The 19,444-nt window shown below is 71.8% G+C and carries 16 protein-coding genes; 14 read left to right on the top strand and 2 right to left on the bottom strand.

Annotated features, from left to right (window positions below):
- Positions 1 to 8 precede the first annotated feature (8 nt).
- The 6 genes from AAEP86_RS13070 to AAEP86_RS13045 all read left to right on the top strand — a co-directional run bounded on the left by AAEP86_RS13070 (position 9) and on the right by AAEP86_RS13045 (position 7,469).
- Positions 9 to 1,037, top strand: a complete 1,029-nt coding sequence (locus tag AAEP86_RS13070; protein ID WP_420367764.1) for a helix-turn-helix transcriptional regulator — start codon at positions 9 to 11, stop codon at positions 1,035 to 1,037.
- Positions 1,030 to 2,001: a helix-turn-helix transcriptional regulator gene (locus tag AAEP86_RS13065; protein ID WP_420367763.1), complete on the top strand. Its 972-nt coding sequence runs from the start codon at positions 1,030 to 1,032 to the stop codon at positions 1,999 to 2,001. The genes AAEP86_RS13070 and AAEP86_RS13065 overlap by 8 nt, the downstream gene beginning before the upstream one ends.
- A 160-nt stretch (positions 2,002 to 2,161) precedes the next feature.
- On the top strand, positions 2,162 to 2,914 hold the full coding sequence (gene tatC, locus AAEP86_RS13060) for a twin-arginine translocase subunit TatC (protein WP_420370485.1): 753 nt from the start codon (positions 2,162 to 2,164) through the stop codon (positions 2,912 to 2,914).
- Positions 2,911 to 5,352 (top strand): DEAD/DEAH box helicase, encoded by a 2,442-nt coding sequence (locus tag AAEP86_RS13055; protein WP_420367762.1) that lies wholly within the window; start codon positions 2,911 to 2,913, stop codon positions 5,350 to 5,352. The genes tatC and AAEP86_RS13055 overlap by 4 nt, the downstream gene beginning before the upstream one ends.
- Positions 5,353 to 5,456: 104 nt before the next feature.
- Complete coding sequence (gene lnt, locus AAEP86_RS13050) at positions 5,457 to 7,013, top strand: apolipoprotein N-acyltransferase (RefSeq protein ID WP_420367761.1); 1,557 nt, start codon at positions 5,457 to 5,459, stop codon at positions 7,011 to 7,013.
- 105 nt (positions 7,014 to 7,118) lie between these two features.
- The gene (locus AAEP86_RS13045; RefSeq protein ID WP_420367760.1) at positions 7,119 to 7,469 is read left to right on the top strand and encodes an RNA polymerase-binding protein RbpA; all 351 of its coding nucleotides are present in this window, start codon (positions 7,119 to 7,121) and stop codon (positions 7,467 to 7,469) included.
- 72 nt (positions 7,470 to 7,541) lie between these two features.
- Here the strand turns inward: AAEP86_RS13045 and AAEP86_RS13040 are convergent, their stop codons facing one another.
- The gene (locus AAEP86_RS13040; protein WP_420370484.1) at positions 7,542 to 8,780 is read right to left on the bottom strand and encodes an SPFH domain-containing protein; all 1,239 of its coding nucleotides are present in this window, start codon (positions 8,778 to 8,780) and stop codon (positions 7,542 to 7,544) included.
- A 17-nt stretch (positions 8,781 to 8,797) separates the two neighbouring features.
- Positions 8,798 to 9,271, bottom strand: coding sequence for an NfeD family protein (locus AAEP86_RS13035; RefSeq protein ID WP_420367759.1), 474 nt, complete (start codon positions 9,269 to 9,271; stop codon positions 8,798 to 8,800).
- A 154-nt stretch (positions 9,272 to 9,425) separates the two neighbouring features.
- Between AAEP86_RS13035 and AAEP86_RS13030 the strand changes: the two genes are divergently transcribed.
- The 8 genes from AAEP86_RS13030 to AAEP86_RS12995 all read left to right on the top strand — a co-directional run bounded on the left by AAEP86_RS13030 (position 9,426) and on the right by AAEP86_RS12995 (position 19,418).
- Positions 9,426 to 10,187 carry an SDR family oxidoreductase gene (locus AAEP86_RS13030; protein WP_420367758.1) on the top strand — a complete coding sequence of 254 codons (762 nt, stop codon included), beginning with the start codon at positions 9,426 to 9,428 and terminating at the stop codon, positions 10,185 to 10,187.
- 36 nt (positions 10,188 to 10,223) lie between these two features.
- Positions 10,224 to 10,670, top strand: coding sequence for an NUDIX hydrolase (locus tag AAEP86_RS13025; RefSeq protein ID WP_420370483.1), 447 nt, complete (start codon positions 10,224 to 10,226; stop codon positions 10,668 to 10,670).
- 87 nt (positions 10,671 to 10,757) lie between these two features.
- Complete coding sequence (locus AAEP86_RS13020) at positions 10,758 to 13,124, top strand: excinuclease ABC subunit UvrA (protein ID WP_420367757.1); 2,367 nt, start codon at positions 10,758 to 10,760, stop codon at positions 13,122 to 13,124.
- 137 nt (positions 13,125 to 13,261) lie between these two features.
- On the top strand, positions 13,262 to 13,573 hold the full coding sequence (locus AAEP86_RS13015; RefSeq protein ID WP_420367756.1) for a hypothetical protein: 312 nt from the start codon (positions 13,262 to 13,264) through the stop codon (positions 13,571 to 13,573).
- 120 nt (positions 13,574 to 13,693) lie between these two features.
- Positions 13,694 to 13,870, top strand: coding sequence for a hypothetical protein (locus AAEP86_RS13010; RefSeq protein ID WP_420367755.1), 177 nt, complete (start codon positions 13,694 to 13,696; stop codon positions 13,868 to 13,870).
- A gap of 204 nt (positions 13,871 to 14,074) precedes the next feature.
- Positions 14,075 to 15,097, top strand: a complete 1,023-nt coding sequence (locus AAEP86_RS13005) for a lipid II:glycine glycyltransferase FemX (protein WP_420367754.1) — start codon at positions 14,075 to 14,077, stop codon at positions 15,095 to 15,097.
- Positions 15,098 to 15,407: 310 nt separating this feature from the next.
- Positions 15,408 to 16,019, top strand: coding sequence for a 4'-phosphopantetheinyl transferase family protein (locus AAEP86_RS13000; protein WP_420367753.1), 612 nt, complete (start codon positions 15,408 to 15,410; stop codon positions 16,017 to 16,019).
- Between the two features lie 48 nt (positions 16,020 to 16,067).
- Positions 16,068 to 19,418, top strand: coding sequence for a thioester reductase domain-containing protein (locus AAEP86_RS12995; protein WP_420367752.1), 3,351 nt, complete (start codon positions 16,068 to 16,070; stop codon positions 19,416 to 19,418).
- Positions 19,419 to 19,444: the final 26 nt, after the last annotated feature.

The raw sequence follows: 19,444 nt of genomic DNA, 5'->3' as shown, positions 1-19,444 counted from the left end.
ATCGGCTCGTGCCAGCGACCCGTGTGCCCCGTGTGCCTGCCGAGGAACGGCTGTTCAGCCTGGTCCTCGCGCTGCTGTCCACGGAGTCCGGGCTGACGAAGTCCGAGATCCTCGCCAACGTGCAGGGCTACCGCCAGCGGTTCAGCAACGGCGGTGACAACGCGTCACTCGAGCGGCAGTTCGAACGCGACAAGGACGACGTCCGCGAGCTCGGCATCCCGCTCGAGACCATCGAGACCCCGGGTGCCGCCGGCAACAACCAGACGCTGCGGTACCGGATCCCGAAGGGCGAGTACGACCTGCCCGACGACGTCCGCTTCACGCCGGACGAGTCGGCACTGCTCTCGCTGGCAGCGATGGCCTGGCGCGAGGGCGCCCTCTCCGCCGACTCCCGCCGCGGGCTGCTCAAGGTCCGTGCCGCCGGCTCCGAGGACGACGACGGCGCCGGACTGATCGGTGTCCACGCGTACGCCCCACGGCTCCGCGCCCGCGACGTCGCCTTCGAGCCGCTCCGTTCGGCGCTCGACCGCGCTGCGGCGGTGCGCTTCGACTACATCACGCCCGGCCAGCACGACGCCCGGCGCCGCGAGCTCGCGCCACTCGCGCTCGTGCAGCACGGCGGCCGGTGGATGCTCGCCGCGCACGAGTTCGCCACCGGCGGCGAGAAGAACTACCTGCTGTCCCGCATCGTCGGTCCGGTCACCCAGTACGAGGTCGGGCAGCACCCGGCACCGGTCGGCGCCGGGGAGCGCGCCCTCGCGGAGCTCGACCGGATCTGGGCGTCGCGCACCGCGCGCATCCGGGTCTCGCCAGGGTCCGACGCCGAGCGTCGGCTCGCGCGTCGTCGCGACACCGAGACGGACGAGGCGGGCGTCCTCGTGCTGCACCACGTCGACCCGCAGATCCTCGCCGAGGAACTCGCGGCCTTCGGTCCGGAGGTCCAGGTGCTCGAACCCGCCGACCTCCGCGACCGGGTGACGGCACGGCTCCGTGCGCTCGTCGCGGACCACAGCGACGAAGGGGCCCCACGTGGCTGAGCAGCAACCGCTCCAGGCGCAGGACAAGCTCGCGTTCCTGCTGGCCCTGGTGCCGTACCTCATCGACCGCGAACGCGTCTCGGTGGCCGAGGCCGCCCGGCACTTCGGCGTCCCCGAGACACGGATCCGTCGCGCCGTGGAACTCATCGCGGTGTCCGGGGTCCCGGGCGAGACCATGCAGTACCAGCACGGCGACCTGTTCGACATCGCGTGGGACGACTTCGACCAGAACGACATGATCGTCCTGACGAACCTGGTGGCCATCGACGACTCCCCACGCCTCTCCGCCCGCGAGGCCTCCGCGCTGATCGCCGGTCTGCAGTACCTCTCCGCGCTCCCCGAGGCCGCCGACCGCGACGCCATCCGGGCGCTCATGGCGAAGCTGTCCCGCGGAGCCGGGGGAGCGGCGGCCAACGTCGCCGTCGGGCAGGACCTCCACGACGTCGCCCTCGCGACGATCCGCCGTGCGATGGCCGACGGCCGCGGTCTGGCGTTCGAGTACGCCGGCCCCCGCACCCAGGGCGGCCCGCGCCGGGTCGACCCGCTCCGCGTGGAGTCGATCGACACGGACTGGTACCTCCGCGCCTGGGACCTCGACCGGCAGGCGCTCCGCACGTTCCGGCTCGACCGCATGTCGGGCGTCCGCGTCGACGACCGCGCCGCCGAGAAGTCCGTCGACGACGTGGTCATGCCGGACACGCTCTTCCAGCAGGCCGCGGACGACGTCATCCTCACCGTCGAGCTCGACTCGACGTCGCTGCCGCTCGTCGCCGACTTCCTGGCGGACACCGCGGACGCGCCGGACGGCGACGGTCGGGTGCGCATCCGGCTCGCGGCCTCGAACGGGTTCGACGGGGTCGTCCGGCTGGTGGCCGGGCTGCCGGGCCGTGCCGTCGTGCTCGACCCGCCGGCCGCCCGGGCCGCCGTCCGCGACTTCGCCGCTGGCGCCCTCGCCGCGTACTGAACCGCGGGCGCCGTCGCCACCGGGGCGCACCGACCTGTGCGTCCGCCGGAGCGGCACCGGACTGTCGGTCCCGGTCCCGTAGGATCGGTGCATGGCTTCGACGACCGCGCGCGGGCGAGCGAGGCGGACCGGTCGTCCGACGAAGGACACCGAGGGCCGCATGTCGCTCGGGCAGCACCTCATCGAGCTGCGCAACCGGCTGTTCAAGGCCGTCATCGCCGTGGCGGTCTGCGCCGTCGGCGGGTGGTTCATCACGCCGTTCGTGCTCGACGCGTTGCGGTCCCCGGTCGCCCAGCTCGCGAAGGTCGGCGGCCACACGGCCGAGCTGAACTTCCCGATGATCACCGGGGCGTTCGACCTGAAGCTCCAGATCGCGATCACGATCGGCATCGTCATCTCGAGCCCGGTCTGGCTCTACCAGATCTGGGCGTTCATCGTCCCGGCGCTGGTCCGACGCGAGAAGCAGTACGTCTTCGGCTTCCTCGGCACCGCCATCCCGCTGTTCTTCGCCGGGTGCTGGTTCGGCTGGTACATCCTGCCGCACGTGGTCGGGATCCTCGGCAGCTTCGTGTCCAGCCAGGACACCTCGATCGTCGACGCGAAGGCCTACTACGACTTCGTCATCAAGCTCATCGTCGCGGTCGGCATCGCGTTCGTGCTGCCGGTGTTCCTCGTCCTGCTCAACTTCGTCGGTGTGCTGTCCGCGTCGTCGATCATCAAGTCCTGGCGCGTCGCGATCCTCTGCATCCTCGTGTTCTGCGCGATCGTCACCCCGAGCGCCGACGTCATCTCGATGTTCCTGCTCGCCGTGCCGATGATCGTGCTCTACGTCGCGGCCTGTGCGGTCACCTGGCTGCACGACCGCCGGCTGGCGAAGCGCCAGGCCAAGCTCGACGAAGAGTACGGCCTGTGAGCTCCGGACCCAGTCCCGCCGAGCGCTTCGCGGCGGCGAAGGTGCGGAACCGCTCGCGCAACCTCGAGCTGTTCCGCGCCGACCTGCGCTTCGACCTCGACCCGTTCCAGATCGCGGCGTGCGACGCGCTCGACCAGGGCCGCAGCGTGCTCGTCGCGGCGCCGACCGGAGCCGGCAAGACGATCGTCGCCGAGTTCGCGATCTGGCTGGCGATGCGGCAGCCGACGGCGAAGGTCTTCTACACGACGCCGATGAAGGCGCTGAGCAACCAGAAGTACTCGGAGCTCGTCGACGTCTACGGCGAGTCCGAGGTCGGTCTGCTGACCGGGGACACGAACGTGAACCCGCGCGCGCGGGTGGTCGTGATGACCACCGAGGTGCTCCGGAACATGATCTACGCGGACTCGGACCTCCTCGACGACCTCGCATGGGTCGTCCTCGACGAGGTCCACTACCTCGCCGACCGCTTCCGGGGCGCGGTCTGGGAAGAGGTCATCCTGCACCTCCCGACCGAGGTCCGTCTGGTGTCCCTCAGCGCGACCGTGTCCAACGCCGAGGAGTTCGGCGACTGGTTGCAGACCGTCCGCGGCGACACCGACGTCATCGTCTCCGAGGACCGTCCGGTGCCGCTCGAGCAGCACGTGCTCGTCGGGTCGAAGATGGTCGACCTCTTCGACTCCAGCGGAGCCGCGGCGACGAACCGGGTCAACCCGGAGCTGCTCCGGCTCGTCGGCGGTGCCGCGCGCAGCGAACGGCACGGCGGCGGACACCGTGGCGGCCGGGGTCGCGGCGGGTACCACGACCGTCGCGGGCCGCGCACCGAGAAGCTGCACCGTGAGCGGATCGCGCACATGCTCGACGAGCGGATGCTCCTGCCCGCCATCTTCTTCGTGTTCAGCCGCAACGGCTGCGACCAGGGCGTCCGGAACGTCCTGCGGTCCGGCCTGTCGCTGACCACCGTGCAGGAGCGCAACGAGATCCGCGAGACCGCGGAGTACCACTGCCGCACCCTGCTCGACGAGGACCTCGCCGTCCTCGGCTACTGGGAGTGGCTGGAAGGGCTCGAGCGCGGCGTCGCGGCGCACCACGCCGGCCTGCTGCCCGCGTTCAAGGAGGTCGTGGAGGACCTCTTCCAGCGCAAGCTCCTCAAGGTCGTCTTCGCCACGGAGACCCTGGCGCTCGGCGTGAACATGCCGGCCCGCACGGTGGTGCTCGAGAAGCTCGAGAAGTTCAACGGCGAGGCCCGTGTACCGATCACGCCGGGGGAGTACACGCAACTCACGGGTCGTGCCGGCCGCCGCGGGATCGACGTCGAGGGGCACTCGGTCATCCAGTGGTCCGACGGACTCGACCCGCAGGCCGTGGCGTCCCTCGCGAGCCGACGGACGTACCCGCTCAACTCGTCGTTCAAGCCGACGTACAACATGGCCGTGAACCTCATCGACCAGTTCGGGCGCCAGCGCACGCGCGAAGTCCTCGAGACCTCGTTCGCGCAGTTCCAGGCGGACCGCTCGGTCGTGGACCTCGCGCGGAAGGTCCGGTCGCAGCAGGAGTCCCTGGACGGCTACCAGCAGGCGATGCAGTGCCACCTCGGCGACTTCACCGAGTACGCGGCCCTCCGGCGTGAGCTCTCCGACCTCGAGCGGACGAACGTCCCCGGTGGTCGCGAGGCCTCGCACGGTGCACGCGCCGAGCGCCAGGCCGCGATCACCGACGTCCGACGCCGGATGCAGCGCCACCCCTGTCACGCCTGCCCGGACCGCGAGGCCCACGCCCGCTGGTCGGAGCGCTGGTACAAGCTCAAGCGCGTCAACGACAAGCTCGTGCAGCAGATCCGCTCCCGCACGGGTGCCGTCGCGACGACCTTCGACCGGGTGACCGACGTGCTCCTGCAGCTCGGCTACCTCGTGGACACCGGCAACGGCGAGGCGACGGTGGCCCCGGGCGGTCGGCGCCTGCAACGCATCTACGGCGAGCGGGACCTGCTCGTCGCCGAGTGCCTCGAGGCCGGGGTGTGGAAGGACCTCACGCCCGCACAGCTCGCCGCCATGGCCGCGACGATCGTCTACCAGCCCCGTCGCGAGGACGCTCCCGGCACCGAGCACGCCCTGCCCCGCGGCGCCTTCCGTCCGGCGCTCGACGAGACGCTGACCATCTGGTCCCGCCTCGACGACATCGAGCGCGACGCCCGGCTCGCGGGCTCGCAGCCGCCGACGCCGGCCGCCGCGGTCGGCATGTTCCGCTGGGCGTCCGGCTCCGCACTGGACGACGTCCTGCGGACGCTCGACCTGCCCGCCGGCGACTTCGTCCGCTGGTCGAAGCAGGTCATCGACCTGCTCGACCAGATCCGCAATGCCGGCGACGACGACCTCGCCCAGACCGCCCGTCGGGCGACGGACGCGGTGCGCCGCGGCATCGTCGCCTACGCGGCGGTCTGACGGGAGGCACGGTGCCGGTCCGCGAGTCCGACGTGCGCCCGCGGGGCGCCGGTCCCACCCCGACGGCCGGTCCCGGTGGACCCGGCCCGTCCCGCGCTGCGGTCGTGCGCCCTGGGCGCAACCCCTTCGCCGCCCTCCCGCTGGGGCAGGCGTTCCCGCTCGCGGTGATCGGGGGTCTTCTCTTCGCCCTGTCGTTCCCGACACCCGGCTGGTGGTTCCTCGCCTACCCGGCACTCGCGTGCATGCTCCTCGCCGCGATGGGGCAGCGCGCGCGACGTGCCGCGTGGTTGGGCTACGTGAGCGGCGCCGCCTTCTTCGTACCGGCGATCTCGTGGGCCGGGCGGTACCTCGGTCCGGTCCCGTGGTTCGCGCTCGCGCTCTTCGAGGCCGTGTTCTTCGCCCTCGGCAGCGTCGCGATCGCCCTCGCGTACCGGTGGGTCGCCCGGTCACTGCCCTCCACCGCCGGGCGCGTGTGGGGCCTCCCGGCCGTGGTCGCCGCGCTCTGGACCGGACGCGAGTGGTTCTCGGGGAGCTGGCCGTACGGCGGGTTCGCCTGGGGGCGGGTCGGACTGTCGCAGTCCGAGAGTCCCTTCGCCCACCTCGCCGCGTACGTCGGGGTCCTCGGGGTGACGTTCGTCGTCGTCTACTGCGTGGCCGTCGTCCTGTCGCTCGCACTCGTCGTCCCGCGCGGTCCGGGCGTCCCGGTGCGCGTGTCCACGCGGGTCGCGACCGCCGGGCTCCTCGTCGCCGCGGTGCTCGCCGTGCCCGCGTGGCCCACCGCCACGAGCGGGTCGATCCGCGTCGAGTCCGTGCAGGGCAACGGGCCGGCCGGGTACTTCGACCGCGCGACCCCGGGCGAGGTGCTCGAGTCCCAGGTGCGGGCGACCGACGTGGACGCGAAGGACGTCGACCTCGTGGTCTGGCCCGAGGCCTCGGCGGAGTACGACCCGCGTCGGCAGCGGGTGGTCGCGTCCGCGCTCGACTCCGTCGTCGACTCCGTCGGGGCTCCGATCGTCGCCGGCGCCATCACCGAGACCCGGTCGGGCGTGCTGCACAACACGTCGTTCGTCTGGACGCGCGACGGGTGGCAGTCCTCCTACGACAAGAAGCGCCCCGTGCCGTTCGGCGAGTACGTGCCCGACCGCTGGTTCTTCTCGAAGCTCGCACCGTCCCTCATCGGGCTGCTCCAGCGCGACTACACGCCGGGGACGAAACCGAACGTGCTCTCCGTCGCCGGGGTCCGGGCGGGCATCGCGATCTGCTTCGACATCGTCGACGACGGACTGACCCGCGACATGGCGCGTGGGGGAGCGCAGGTGATCCTCGCGCAGACGAACAACGCCGACTTCTCCGGCACGGACGAGAACCTGCAGCAGCTCGAGATCGCGCGGATGCGGGCGATCGAGACCGGGCGTTCGCTCGTCAACATCTCGACGGTCGGCGCATCGCAGGTGATCGACCCCAGCGGTCGCACCATCGACCGCGTGCCGGAGTACACCGCGACCTCGATGATCACGGACGTGCCGCTCGGGACGACGACGACCCCCGCCACGGTCGCCTCCGGGGTGATCGCCCTGGTGCTCTCCCTCGGCGGCCTCCTCATGTTGCTCGCGTGCGCGCCCTGGAGCCGCACCGGTCCACGACTCCGCCGCCGTCGCTGAGCACCGACCCGCCGCACTGGGAACGCACTGTGAATGCGCCGGGCCGGGATTGATGCCACGTGGGACAGTGTTGTGGAGGGGTAGACGAGCGAGAGGAGCACACACATGGCTGATCGGAGTCTCCGCGGCATGCGGCTCGGGAGTCAGAGTCTCCAGAGCGAAGAGGGCGTCGAGCTCTCGGACCGCAAGCGTGCGGTCTACCAGACCGATTCGGGGGAGACGTTCGACATCGTCTTCTCCGCCGATGCGGACGTGCCCCAGACCTGGTCGGAGCCCCGCTCCGGTCGTGAGGGCCGACTGCTCGGCGACGACGGCATCCCCGTCGAGGTGGCCGAGGAGGACGTCAAGGCCCCGAGGACCCACTGGGACATGCTGCTCGAGCGTCGCTCGCGCGAGGAGCTCGAGGAACTCCTGCAGGAACGCCTGCAGGTCCTCCGCGCTCGACGCGGCGCCTGACGTTCCCGCAGACGACGACGCCCGCCCCGGTCTCCCGGGGCGGGCGTCGTCGTGTGCGGGCGCGGTCTCGCGCTAGCGCCGACCGGACCCGTCGGTGGAACGGTGCCCGGAGGCGTCGTCACCCGACGGCGCGGCTCCGGTCTGCGACGCAGCATCCGCCGCCGCGGCGCCCAGGTCGGTCGTCGGGGCGGGGGCACCGCCGAGCTGCTGGTCCGTCTCGTCGTCTGCGGCGGCGAGGTGCGCGTCGACGCTCCGGTTCGAGTCGGCCAGGCGCTGGTCGAGTTCGGACTCGGGGACGATGTCCGCCGCGGTGGCGTCCGCCCGCGGAGCCGATGCCGCTGCCGCGTCGGCGGAGGCGGTGTTCGCGAGGCTCTCGTTCGCGAGCTTCGAGATGCGGGAGAGGAAGTCGCCACCCCCGCCCGCGGCGACCGGACCGCTGCCGGAACGACCGCCCGAGAAGCCCTTCGCGATGCCCGACAGCGCCTCGGTGAACTCGCTCGGGATCATCCAGAGCTTGTTCGCGGTGCCCTCGGCGATCTTCGGGAGCATCTGCAGGTACTGGTACGAGAGCAGCTTGTCGTCCGGGTCGCCGGTGTGGATCGCGTCGAAGACCGTCGCGATGGCCGAGGCCTCGCCCTCGGCGCGGAGCACCTGTGCCTTCGCGTCACCCTCGGCCGCGAGGATCGCGGCCTGCCGCTGTCCCTCGGCCTCGAGGATCTGCGACTGCTTCGTGCCCTCGGCCTGCAGGATCGCGGCACGACGGCTCCGCTCGGCACGCAGCTGCTGTTCCATCGCGTCCTGGATGGACACGGGCGGCTCGATCGCCTTCAGCTCGACGCGGCCGACCCGGATGCCCCACTTGCCGGTGGCCTCGTCGAGCACGACGCGGAGCTGGCCGTTGATGTTGTCGCGGCTGGTGAGGGCCTCTTCGAGGTTGAGGCCACCGACGACGTTGCGGAGCGTGGTCGTGGTGAGCTGCTCGACGGCGCCCAGGTAGTTGGCGATCTCGTAGGTCGCGGCGCGGGCGTCGGTGACCTGGAAGTAGACCACCGTGTCGATCGACACCACGAGGTTGTCCTCGGTGATGACGGGCTGCGGCGGGAACGACACGACCTGCTCGCGCATGTCGAGCAGCGGGCGGAGGCGGTCGATGAACGGGACAAGGAGGTTCAACCCGGGGTTGAGGGTCTTGTGGTACTTCCCGAGGCGCTCGACGATGCCCGCGGTCGCCTGCGGCACGATGCGGATCGCACGGGACAGGACGACGATCACGAAGATGACGACGACCAGGATGAGGACGAGCAGAGCGATCGTCCCGGCTGAGATGGTCACGAGGTGGCCCTTTCTCCGAGGCGGACGACGGCTGTCGACCCCTCGATGGACTCGACGACCACGGGGGTGCCGAGCGGCGGTGTGCGGTCGGGGGAGTCGGACGCGATGCGGGCGCTCCACGTCTCGCCGTTCGCCAGGCGGACCTGGCCGGGCGACGAGGTCGTGAAGGCCACGGCGACGGTGCCGCGGAGCCCGATCAGCCCCTCGACGTTGGTGCGGTGCGGGTCGGCGTTCCGGCCGAGCGCCGTGATGAGGCGCGGACGGACCAGGGAGAGCAGCACGAGGGCGAGCACGGCGGCGATGACCGCCGACAGCCACCACGGTGCGCCGAGCAGGGCGGCGATCAGGCCGCCGGCGGCGCCCGCGGCCAGCATGATGAAGATGAAGTCGAGGGTGAAGATCTCGACCACGCCCAGCAGCAGCACGAGTCCGATCCAGACGACGGTCTGGATCCAATCGATCGGGTTCACGCGATCTCCCTCCCTCGGTCGCGTGCGGCTCCCGCTGCATCGCGACGGCCGGTCCAACTCCGTTCAACATATCAGCACGGGGTGGCGACCGTCTGGGTGACCGGTAGGCTCGACGGCGGCCGACACCGCCGGAACCAACCTGGAGAACACGACTGTGACCAACCCCCTCGCCCCCGGATCCCTCGCCGACACGCGCGCCCTCGTCACGGGGTCGTCCCGCGGCATCGGAGCCGACACCGTCGGGTACCTGGCCGAGGCCGGCGCCAAGGTCGTCGTGAACTACCGAAACAAGGCCAAGCGAGCCGAGCAGATCGCCGAGAAGATCGTCGCCGCGGGCGGCTCGGCCCTGGCGGTCGGCGCCGACCTGACCGACCACGACTCCGTGCAGGCGATGGTCGACACGGTGGTCGAGGCATGGGGCGGCATCGACCTGCTCGTCCTCAACGCGTCGGGCGGCATGGAGTCCGGCCTCGGCGAGGACTACGCGCTGCGCCTGAACCGCGACGCGCAGGTCGACATGCTGCAGACCGCCGTGCCGCACATGCCGGCCGGCTCCCGCGTGGTGTTCGTGACGAGCCACCAGGCACACTTCGTCGAGACCGCCGAGACGATGGACGAGTACGTCCCCGTCGCGAAGAGCAAGCGCGCCGGCGAGCTCGCCCTGCGCGAGCTCGTCCCGCAGCTCGAGGCGGCGGGCATCGAGTTCGTCGTCGTCTCCGGCGACATGATCGAGGGCACCATCACCGCGACGCTCCTCAACCGCCTCAACCCCGGGGCGATCGAGGGCCGTCGACAGGAGGTCGGCAAGCTCTACTCGGTGTCCGAGTTCGCGGCCGAGATCGCCCTCGCCGCCGTGGAGCCGATCCCCGCCGACCACACCAAGCTCGTCGGCGACGTCAGCGGCTTCACCCGGTAGTGGTCCGCGTCCGCTAGCGTCGGACGGGTGACAGCGATGCCCGGACTGCGACTGACCTCACGGATCCTCCTGCTCGACCCGGACGGCCGCGTCTTCCTGATGGACACGAGGTCGCCGTCGTCCGACGGGGCCCACCGGTGGATCACGCCGGGTGGCGGCGTCGACCCGGGGGAGGACCACCGGGACGCCGCGATCCGCGAACTCCGCGAGGAGACCGGGATCGTCATCGACGACCCGGGGGAGCCCGTGTGGTCGTGGGACTTCGACGTCGAGTGGGACCTCGCCGACCACGACCGCGGGCACGCGGAGTTCTACGTGGTACGCACGCCGGGCTTCGAGCTGTCCGAAGCCGAGTGGACCGACGACGAGCGGGTCGACATCCTCCGGTCCCGCTGGTGGACCGCGGCCGAGCTCGACGCCACCGACGAGGTCTTCGAACCCGCGGAACTGCCGGACCTCGTCCGCGCCCACACGCGGGACTGATCCCGGGCGGAGCACGCATCCGCAGCTGGTCGTTCCGGCCCGGAACCGTCGTGTGGGACACCGCGCCCCGCCGCTAGCCTGACCGGCATGGAGCCGACCGCTGCGCACGCCGCCGACCGACACGACCGCATCCGGATCCGTGGGGCCCGCGAGAACAACCTGCGGGGCGTGGACGTCGACCTGCCGAAGCGCCGGTTGACGGTCGTCACCGGGGTGTCCGGTTCGGGCAAGAGCTCGCTCGTCTTCGCGACCGTCGCGGCGGAGTCGCAGCGCATGGTCAACGAGACCTACAGCGCCTTCGTGCAGGGCTTCATGCCGTCGCTCGCGCGGCCGGACGTCGACGTGCTGGACGGTCTCACCACCGCGATCGTCGTCGACCAGGAGCGCATCGGCGCGGACCCACGGTCGACCGTCGGCACCGTGACCGACGTCAACGCCATGCTGCGGGTGCTGTTCAGTCGGCTCGGCACGCCGCACATCGGCGGGCCGAACGCCTTCTCGTTCAACCTCGCGACCGTCACGGCGGGCGGGGCGATCACCGTGCAGAAGGGCAAGGACGCGAAGGCCGAACGGGTCTCGTTCTCGCGGCTCGGGGGGATGTGCGCCGACTGCGAGGGGCGCGGCACGGTCTCGGACATCGACCTCACCCAGCTCGTCGACGAGTCGCGGTCCATCGCCGACGGCGCCATCACGGTCCCGGGCTACGGCTCCGCCGGGTGGAACGTGCGCATGTACGCCGAGTCGGGGTTCGTCGACAAGGACACCCCGGTCCGCGACTTCACGCCGCAGGAGCGCGACGACTTCCTGTACCGGGAGCCGACGAAGCGGACGATCGCGGGGATCTCGATGACCTACGAGGGGCTGGTGCTCCGCGTCCGCCGCTCGTTCCTGCAGAAGGACCGCTCGGCGATGCAGCCGCACGTCCGGGCGTTCGTCGACCGCGCGGTGACCTTCACGACGTGTCCGGCGTGTTCCGGCACGCGGTTGAACGACACCGCCCGGTCGTCGCGGATCGCGGGACGGAGCATCGCCGACGTCTGTGCGATGCAGCTCACCGACCTCGCCGGGTGGCTGCGCGGCATCGAGGAACCCACGGTCGGGCCGTTGGTCGACGGCCTGCGCGACGCCGTCGACGCCTTCGTCGAGATCGGGCTCGGCTACCTCACGCTCGACCGACCCACCGGCACGCTGTCGGGGGGCGAGGGGCAGCGGGTGAAGATGGTGAAGCACCTCGGGTCGTCGCTCAGCGACGTCACCTACGTGTTCGACGAGCCGAGCACCGGCCTGCACCCGCACGACGTCGAACGGATGAACGGGCTGCTGCTCCGGCTCCGGGACAAGGGCAACACCGTCCTGGTGGTCGAACACAAGCCCGAGGTGATCGCCGTCGCCGACCACGTCGTCGATCTCGGCCCCGGTGCCGGCACGGACGGCGGGACGCTCTGCTACGAGGGTCCCGTCGACGGCCTGCGGGGGAGCGACTCCGTGACCGGTAGGCACCTCGACGACCGGGTGTCCGTCAAGCCGACGGTCCGGCCCCGGACCGGTGTGATCGAGATCCGCGGTGCGGACGCGCACAACCTGCGGGACGTCGACGTGGACGTCCCGACCGGCGTCCTCACCGTGGTCACCGGCGTCGCGGGCTCCGGCAAGAGCACGCTCGTCCACGGCTCCCTGGCCGGCCGCCCGGACGTCGTCGCGGTCGACCAGGGCGCCATCCGCGGTTCCCGACGGAGCAACCCGGCGACCTACACCGGCCTGCTCGAACCGATCCGGAAGGCGTTCGCGAAGGCCAACGGCGTGCAGGCGGCGCTGTTCAGCCCGAACTCCGCGGGCGCGTGCCCGGCATGCAACGGCGCCGGGGTCGTCTACACCGACCTCGGCATGATGGCCGGGATCGCGACCCCCTGCACGGAGTGCGGCGGCGACCGGTTCGACCAGTCGGTGCTCGAGTACCGCCTCGACGGCCGGAACATCAGCGAGGTCCTCGCGATGTCGGCCGCCGACGCCGACGCGTTCTTCGGTTCCGGAGCGGCGCGGGTCCCGGCGGCGCGGACGATCACGTCGCGGCTCGTCGACGTCGGGCTCGGCTACCTGACCATCGGGCAACCCCTGACGACCCTGTCCGGCGGGGAGCGACAGCGGCTCAAGCTCGCCACCCACTTGGGCGACGACGGCGCGGTGATCGTGCTCGACGAGCCGACCGCGGGACTGCACCTGGCGGACGTCGACCGTCTGCTCGGCCTGCTCGACCGGTTGGTCGACGGCGGCCGGACCGTGGTGGTGATCGAGCACCACCAGGCCGTGATGGCGCACGCCGACTGGATCATCGACCTCGGTCCCGGGGCCGGGCACGACGGCGGGCAGGTCGTCTTCGAGGGGACGCCCGCCGACCTCGTCCGCGCACGGTCCACGGTGACGGGGGAGCACCTCGCCGCCTACGTCGGTGCCTGAGCCGGGGGACAGCCGGAGAGCGCGGACCTGAACGTCCGCCGTGCGCGCGGTCTACCCTCCACCATGACGCTCACGCACGGCTGCCCGGCCTGCGGCCGACCGGCCGTCCACGGAGCGTCCGGAACCGAGGAGCGCACATGTCCAACCAGCCCGGTGGACCGAACTACCCCGCCGCCAGCACCCCCGGCGCGGCCCCGGCGAGCTCGAGCAACGGTATGGCGATCGCCAGCCTCGTCCTCGGCATCATCGGCACGGTCGTCGGCCTGTTCATCCCGATCATCGGGGTGATCGGTGGCGTCGTCGGCCTGATCCTCGGCATCCTCGCGCGCCGTCGGAGCCTGAGCCGCGGCATCGTCCTCGGCGGCATCATCCTGTCGGCGATCGCGATCGTCGTCGGCATCGTCGGCTTCATCATCAACGCGATCGCGCTCGCGAACCTGATGAACTGACGTTCCCGCAGGGCGGACGGGAGGCGCGTGGCGGCACCGCCACGCGCCTCCCGTCCGTCCGTGTCCGGTCCACGGGACCGCCGGGTGGCCGCCCAGGTCGCCGCGCGTAGCGTCCCGCGCATGAGCTACAGCCAGCCAGACCCCGCAGAAGAGACCACGCAGGCGGAAGCGCCCGAGCAGCCCGACACGGACCGCAGCGACCTCGAGGAGCACGGCGAGGAACATGCCGCACTCGAGATCGACGCGGACGACGTCCCCACCGAGTCCGTCGACCCGAGCGGCGACGCCGGGTCCTGATCGTCCACCACGGTGCGGGCGCTCCTCGACGAGGGGCGCCCGCACCGTCGTGTCCGGGGGGAGTCCGGGGACAGCGATCCGGGCCGGGTGCCGACCGACGCGGTCACGCCGGACCTCGGCGGGAAACCGCACGCCGCGCGCTGCCGACGCCGGGGTCCGCGGCGCGGTGCCTAGGCTCGCTCCGAGCGATCAGAGGAGACGAGCGTGCGGACGACGATCCGGTTCCGGGCCACGAACGACCCGCTGGAGTGGGACGCCCTGGTCGCGGCGAGCCCCGGTGCGACCGGGTTCCACGACTGGTCCTGGTTGCAGCTGCAGTCGGAGATCTTCGGGTGGCGGTTCGTCCCGCTGGTGGTGTCCCGTGACGGCAGCGCCGTGGGTGTCTTCCCGGTCCTGCTGCGGCCGGGCCGCGTCCCGCGTCCTGCGGACCCGCCGTTCCCGTTCGTCGGGCCCCTGGTACCCGCCGACCTGCTCGTGGACACGCTCCGTGCGTTCCGGTCCTGGCAGCTGCGGCACGGCGTCCCCATCGCACGCTTCGACCTCGGGCCGGCGGCGGTGCCGGCGGGCGGCGTGCTCGACCGGGCGGGTGTCGAGTGGTCCACCGACCGCACCTTCGCGATCGACCTGGTCGGTTCGTCCACGGAGCAGCTGCTGACGGGGATGCACCGCAGTGCCCGCAAGGCCCTCCGTGCCGCCGAGCGCAACGGCGTCGAGGTCCGGCGGGCGGCTCCGGGGGAGACGACCGAGTTCCTGCCGCGGGTCCTCGGCGAGTCGTACACGAGTCGGGGCGTGCCGTCGCCGTACCCGGAGGACATCGGAGCACGGATCGAACGCTGGGCGGACGGACGCGACGACGTCTACCTCGGAGCCGCGGTCGTCGACGGCGAGACGTCCGGCGTGATCGTGACCCTGGGCAGCCATCCCGTCGCGACCGGCTGGGCCGGCGGCACGCTCCGCGAACACCGGTCGGTGAACCCGAGCACGGCGTTGTTCCACGACGTCATGTGCTGGTCGCTGGAACGTGGCCACACGGCGTTGGACCTGGTCGGTCGCGTCGACGACGGCATCGCGCGGTTCAAGACGTCGCTCGGTGCCGTCGAGCAGCCGTACGTCACCATGGTCTCGTCGCCGGTGCCGCACGCTGCGCGTGAGGTCGCCGTCAAGGTCTGGCAGGCGACACGAGGTCGCTCGGGAGCCGTTCCTCACGCCGTGGCCGCGAGCCGATAATGCATATTATGTCAACTCAGTCGGATCGAGCGGCCAGCTCGTGATCCCTCCGTAGTCCCACTTCACACGCGACCGCTCCCCTCCGGGCCTGCTCGGGCCCGCGGTCTCCGACGGGTCGCCCGGGTGGAGCCTGCTGGCTCGAACGCTCCGACTGTCGTCACTTCATCGTCGTCTCATCTCGACGCTGCCAGAGTCCGGACACACCGGGTTCGCCGTGAGGAGCACCCGGCGAACACGGAGGTACCCGGCGTGTGATTGCAGAGTGCAACTTCTAGAGCGGTCCCCGTGGACGGAGCTCCTCCCTGCCTCGGTGGTCGTCGTCACCACCGATCACGACCTGGACGGAGTCGTCACCGACGGCGAACGTGACGCCGTCGCGACGGCGCTCCCCGAACGCCGCGCGGAGTTCGTCACCGGTCGCGTGCTCGCCCGCCGGGCGCTCGCCGGCATGGGGATCCAGTGCGGTGCGATCCCCGTCGCACGGAGCGGAGCGCCCGTCTGGCCGGACGGTGTCGTCGGCAGCATCACGCACTGCGTCGGGCTCCGCGCCTGCGCCGTGGGGCGACGCGACGAGCACGTCGGGATCGGAATCGACGCGACACCGGCCCGCGCCCTCCCTGTCGGCGTGCTCACACGCATCGCGGACCTCGACCGCTCCCCCGTCGTCGCAGGACTCGACGCCCTCCGCCGAACCGGAGTTGAGAGTCCGGACAGCGTGCTCCTCGCCGCCAGCGAAGCGGTCGCGAAGGCGCGGACGTCGGCGCACGGGGGTTGGTACGGCATCGACGGAGCGCACGTCGAACTCCGCCCGGACGGGTCCTTCGCGGTCAGCGCACGCCGAGGAAGGCCGTTCGGCGGAACCGGCAGGTGGGCCGTGGACGGAAGGACGGCGTTCGCGGCCATCGCGCTCGCCGGACGATGAAGCCGGGCGCAGGAGCGCACCGGGACGAACGAGGAGAGGACGAAGACCATGGGGCAGCAGCACGACGACACCTCGATCGAGACGGTGTTCGCGGAGCATGCCGACCGTCCGGCACTGCGGCAACGGGCCGGAGCGGTCGTCACCGACACGAGCTTCCGCGAACTGTGGGACCGGGCGAGCGCGGTGGCAGCAGCGCTCAGCGGGACGGTGTCGGCCGGCGACCGGATCGCGGTGCTCGGTGCCCCGACCGCTGACGTCCTCACGCTCGACATCGCGGTGTGGATCCTCGGCGCGGTGAGCGTGCCGCTGCAGACGAGCGCGTCCACCGACGCCCTGCACGCGATCCTCGACGAGACGGCGCCGGTCTGGATCGCCGCCACCGCCGAGCAGTCGGCGACCGCCCGGGCAGCCGCCGGAGCATCGGGCAGCCACGTGCTGACCATGCTCCTCGACACCGACTCCCCCGCCGGCGCCGACGCGACGCTCGACGAACTCGCCGCCCGGGGTGCGGGCTCGCCACGCCGGACCCCGTGGCACCCGGAACCCGGCGAGGACCCCCTCGCGCTCCTGCTCTACACGTCCGGCAGCACCGGCACCCCGAAGGGTGCGATGTACACCCGCTCCATGGTCGAGCGGCTGTGGCACTCGCTGCGCCCGCAGCGGGCCGCGGGCGCAGGTCCCGCAGGGCACGGCGACGGCGCGGACGCCGACGTCGTCGGGTACGCGTACCTGCCGATGAGCCACCTCACCGGCCGCGCCGCCGTGCTCGCCACGCTCGGCCGAGGCGGCACGGTCGCGCTCGCGACCTCGACCGACCTGTCGACGCTCTTCGACGACCTCCGCACCTTCGCACCGACGGAGTTCGTGTTCGTCCCACGCGTCGCCGAGATGCTGCGGCAGGAGGGCGACCGCGCGGAACAGCAGCGCCTCGCCGCACGCGCCACGGACCCGGCTGCGATCCGCGCCGCGGTCCAGGCCGACCTGCGTGTGCGGGCGTTCGGCGGCCGGGTCAGCAACGCGATCTGCGCCAGCGCCCCGCTCGCGCCGCAACTCCGCACGTACATCGAGGAGTGCCTCGGGACCGCCCTGCACGACCTCTACGGGTCGACCGAGGCGGGCAACATCCTCCTGGACGGGACGATCCAACAGCCGCCCGTCACCGACCACAAGCTCGTCGACGTCCCGGAACTCGGCTACCGCACCACCGACCAGCCGTACCCACGGGGCGAACTGCTGGTCAGGAGCACTGCCGTCATCACCGGGTACTACCAGCGGCCGGACGTCAGCGCGGCGGTGTTCGACGCCGACGGCTTCTACCGCACCGGCGACGTCATGGCGCAGACCGGACCCGACACGTACGAGTACCTCGACCGTCGGAACAACGTCATCAAGCTGTCCCAGGGCGAGTTCGTCGCGATCTCGGCGCTCGAGGCGACCTACGGTGGGACACCAGAGGTCCACCAGGTCGCACTGCACGGCGACAGCCGACACGCGTTCCTCGTCGCCGTGGTCGTCCCCGCGACGCCGGGATCCACCGAACGCGACATCCTCGGCGCCCTGCAGCGCACCGCACGGGAACGCGGCCTCGCTCCCTACGAGGTGCCGCGCGGCGTGATCGTCGAACCGCAGCCCTTCACCGTCGAGAACGGCCTGCTCTCGGACGCCCGCAAGCTCCTGCGCCCCCGTGTCGAGGAACGGTACGGCGACCGCTTCGCCGCCCTCTACGACACCGTCGACGAGCAGCAGACCGGCGCCCTCGTGACGGCCCTGCGGCACCGTCCCGACGCTGAGCCGACGGTCGACACCGTGGTGCGCGCGGCCCGCGAGTTCCTCGGAGCCGAGGTCGCCCCGGACGCCGCCGCGGCCGCCCGGTTCTCGGACCTCGGCGGGGACTCACTGTCCGCGCTGACCTTCTCCGGCATCCTCGAGGACGTCTTCGACGTCGACGTGCCCGTCGGGGTCATCACCGACCCGACGAACACCCTCGCCGCGGTCGCCGCCCACATCGAGCGCACCGCCTCGGACGACCGGCCCACCGTGGCCCGCGTGCACGGTGCCGACCCGTCGACACTCCGCGCCGGCGACCTGGATCTCGACCGGCTGCTCGGCGGCACCCCGGCGACGGTCCCTCGCACCGCCGCTTTCGCAGGGACACCCCGGACCGTCCTGCTCACCGGCGCCAACGGCTACCTCGGCCGGTTCATGGCCATCGACTGGCTCGAACAGCTCGCCCCGGCCGGCGGCACGCTCGTGTGCATCGTCCGCGGGACCGACGACGCCGACGCCCGGCACCGCCTCGACACCGCGTTCGCCGCCGATCCCGCCTTCGCCGACCACTTCGCGGAGCTCGCGGGCTCGCTCGAGGTCCTGGCGGGCGACGTCAGCGAGTACCACCTCGGCCTCGACGAACGGCGGTGGCAGGACCTCGCCGGCCGCGTCGACCTCGTCGCGCACGCCGCCGCGCTCGTGAACCACGTCCTGCCGTACACGGCGCTGTTCGGCCCGAACGTCGTCGGCACCGCCGAGGTCGTCCGCCTGGCGATCGCCGCCGGCAGCGTGCCCGTCACCTTCGTGTCGAGCGTCGCCGTCGCCGGCGGTGCACGACCGAGCGCCACGACCGAAGCGGACCCGTCCGCGCCCGCCGCACTCGAGGAGCACGCCGACATCCGCTCGACCATCCCCACCTGGGCGGTCGGCGACGACTACGCCGACGGTTACGGTGCGAGCAAGTGGGCGAGCGAGGTCATGCTCCGCGAGGCGCACGACCGCCACGGCGTGCCCGTCGCCGTGTTCCGTTCCGACATGATCCTCGCGCACCCGCGCTGGCGCGGCCAGGTCAACCTCCCCGACGTGTTCACCCGACTGGTCTGGAGCGTGCTCACCACCGGGCTGGCCCCGGAGTCGTTCGTCCGGCGCGGCCCGGGCGGCGAACGCCTGTCCTCGCACTACGACGGCCTGCCCGCGGACTTCACGGCCGCCGCGATCAACCGCATCGGCTCCGACGTCTCCGATGGACACCGCACCTTCAACGTCGTGAACCCCCACGACGACGGCGTCTCGCTCGACACCGTCGTCGACTGGCTCATCGAGGACGGACACCACATCGAGCGCGTCGCGGACCACTCCGAGTGGGTCGACCGGTTCCGCTCCGCACTCGACACGCTCCCCGACGAGGACCGTGCCCGATCGGTCCTGCCGCTGATCCACGCGTTCGCCGCACCGGAGGAGCCCCACGCCGGATCAGCGGTGCCCGCTGACGCGTTCTCCGCAGCGGTCCGCTCGATCCGACCGTGCGGTGCAGCGGAGATCCCGTCGCTCGACCATGCGCTGATCACGAAGGTGGCGGACGACCTCGCGTTCCTCGGACTCCTCGAGGGACGACGAGCAACCGTCTCGTGACTGCCGGCAGCCGGACGCTCCGCGCC

This window comes from Curtobacterium sp. L1-20, assembly GCF_048755855.1.
Lineage (GTDB): Bacteria > Actinomycetota > Actinomycetes > Actinomycetales > Microbacteriaceae > Curtobacterium.
The sequence above is the reverse complement of the archived record's forward strand: the minus strand, read 5'-3'. Positions and strand labels throughout refer to the sequence as shown.

Excerpts from the sequence above, each read along its gene's own strand:
- AAEP86_RS12995 (WP_420367752.1), top strand. The coding sequence starts at position 16,068 with ATGGGGCAGCAGCACGACGACACCTCGATCGAGACGGTGTTCGCGGAG.
- tatC (WP_420370485.1), top strand. The coding sequence starts at position 2,162 with ATGTCGCTCGGGCAGCACCTCATCGAGCTGCGCAACCGGCTGTTCAAG.
- AAEP86_RS13015 (WP_420367756.1), top strand. The coding sequence starts at position 13,262 with ATGTCCAACCAGCCCGGTGGACCGAACTACCCCGCCGCCAGCACCCCC.
- AAEP86_RS13025 (WP_420370483.1), top strand. The coding sequence starts at position 10,224 with ATGCCCGGACTGCGACTGACCTCACGGATCCTCCTGCTCGACCCGGAC.
- AAEP86_RS13010 (WP_420367755.1), top strand. The coding sequence starts at position 13,694 with ATGAGCTACAGCCAGCCAGACCCCGCAGAAGAGACCACGCAGGCGGAA.
- AAEP86_RS13020 (WP_420367757.1), top strand. The coding sequence starts at position 10,758 with ATGGAGCCGACCGCTGCGCACGCCGCCGACCGACACGACCGCATCCGG.
- AAEP86_RS13045 (WP_420367760.1), top strand. The coding sequence starts at position 7,119 with ATGGCTGATCGGAGTCTCCGCGGCATGCGGCTCGGGAGTCAGAGTCTC.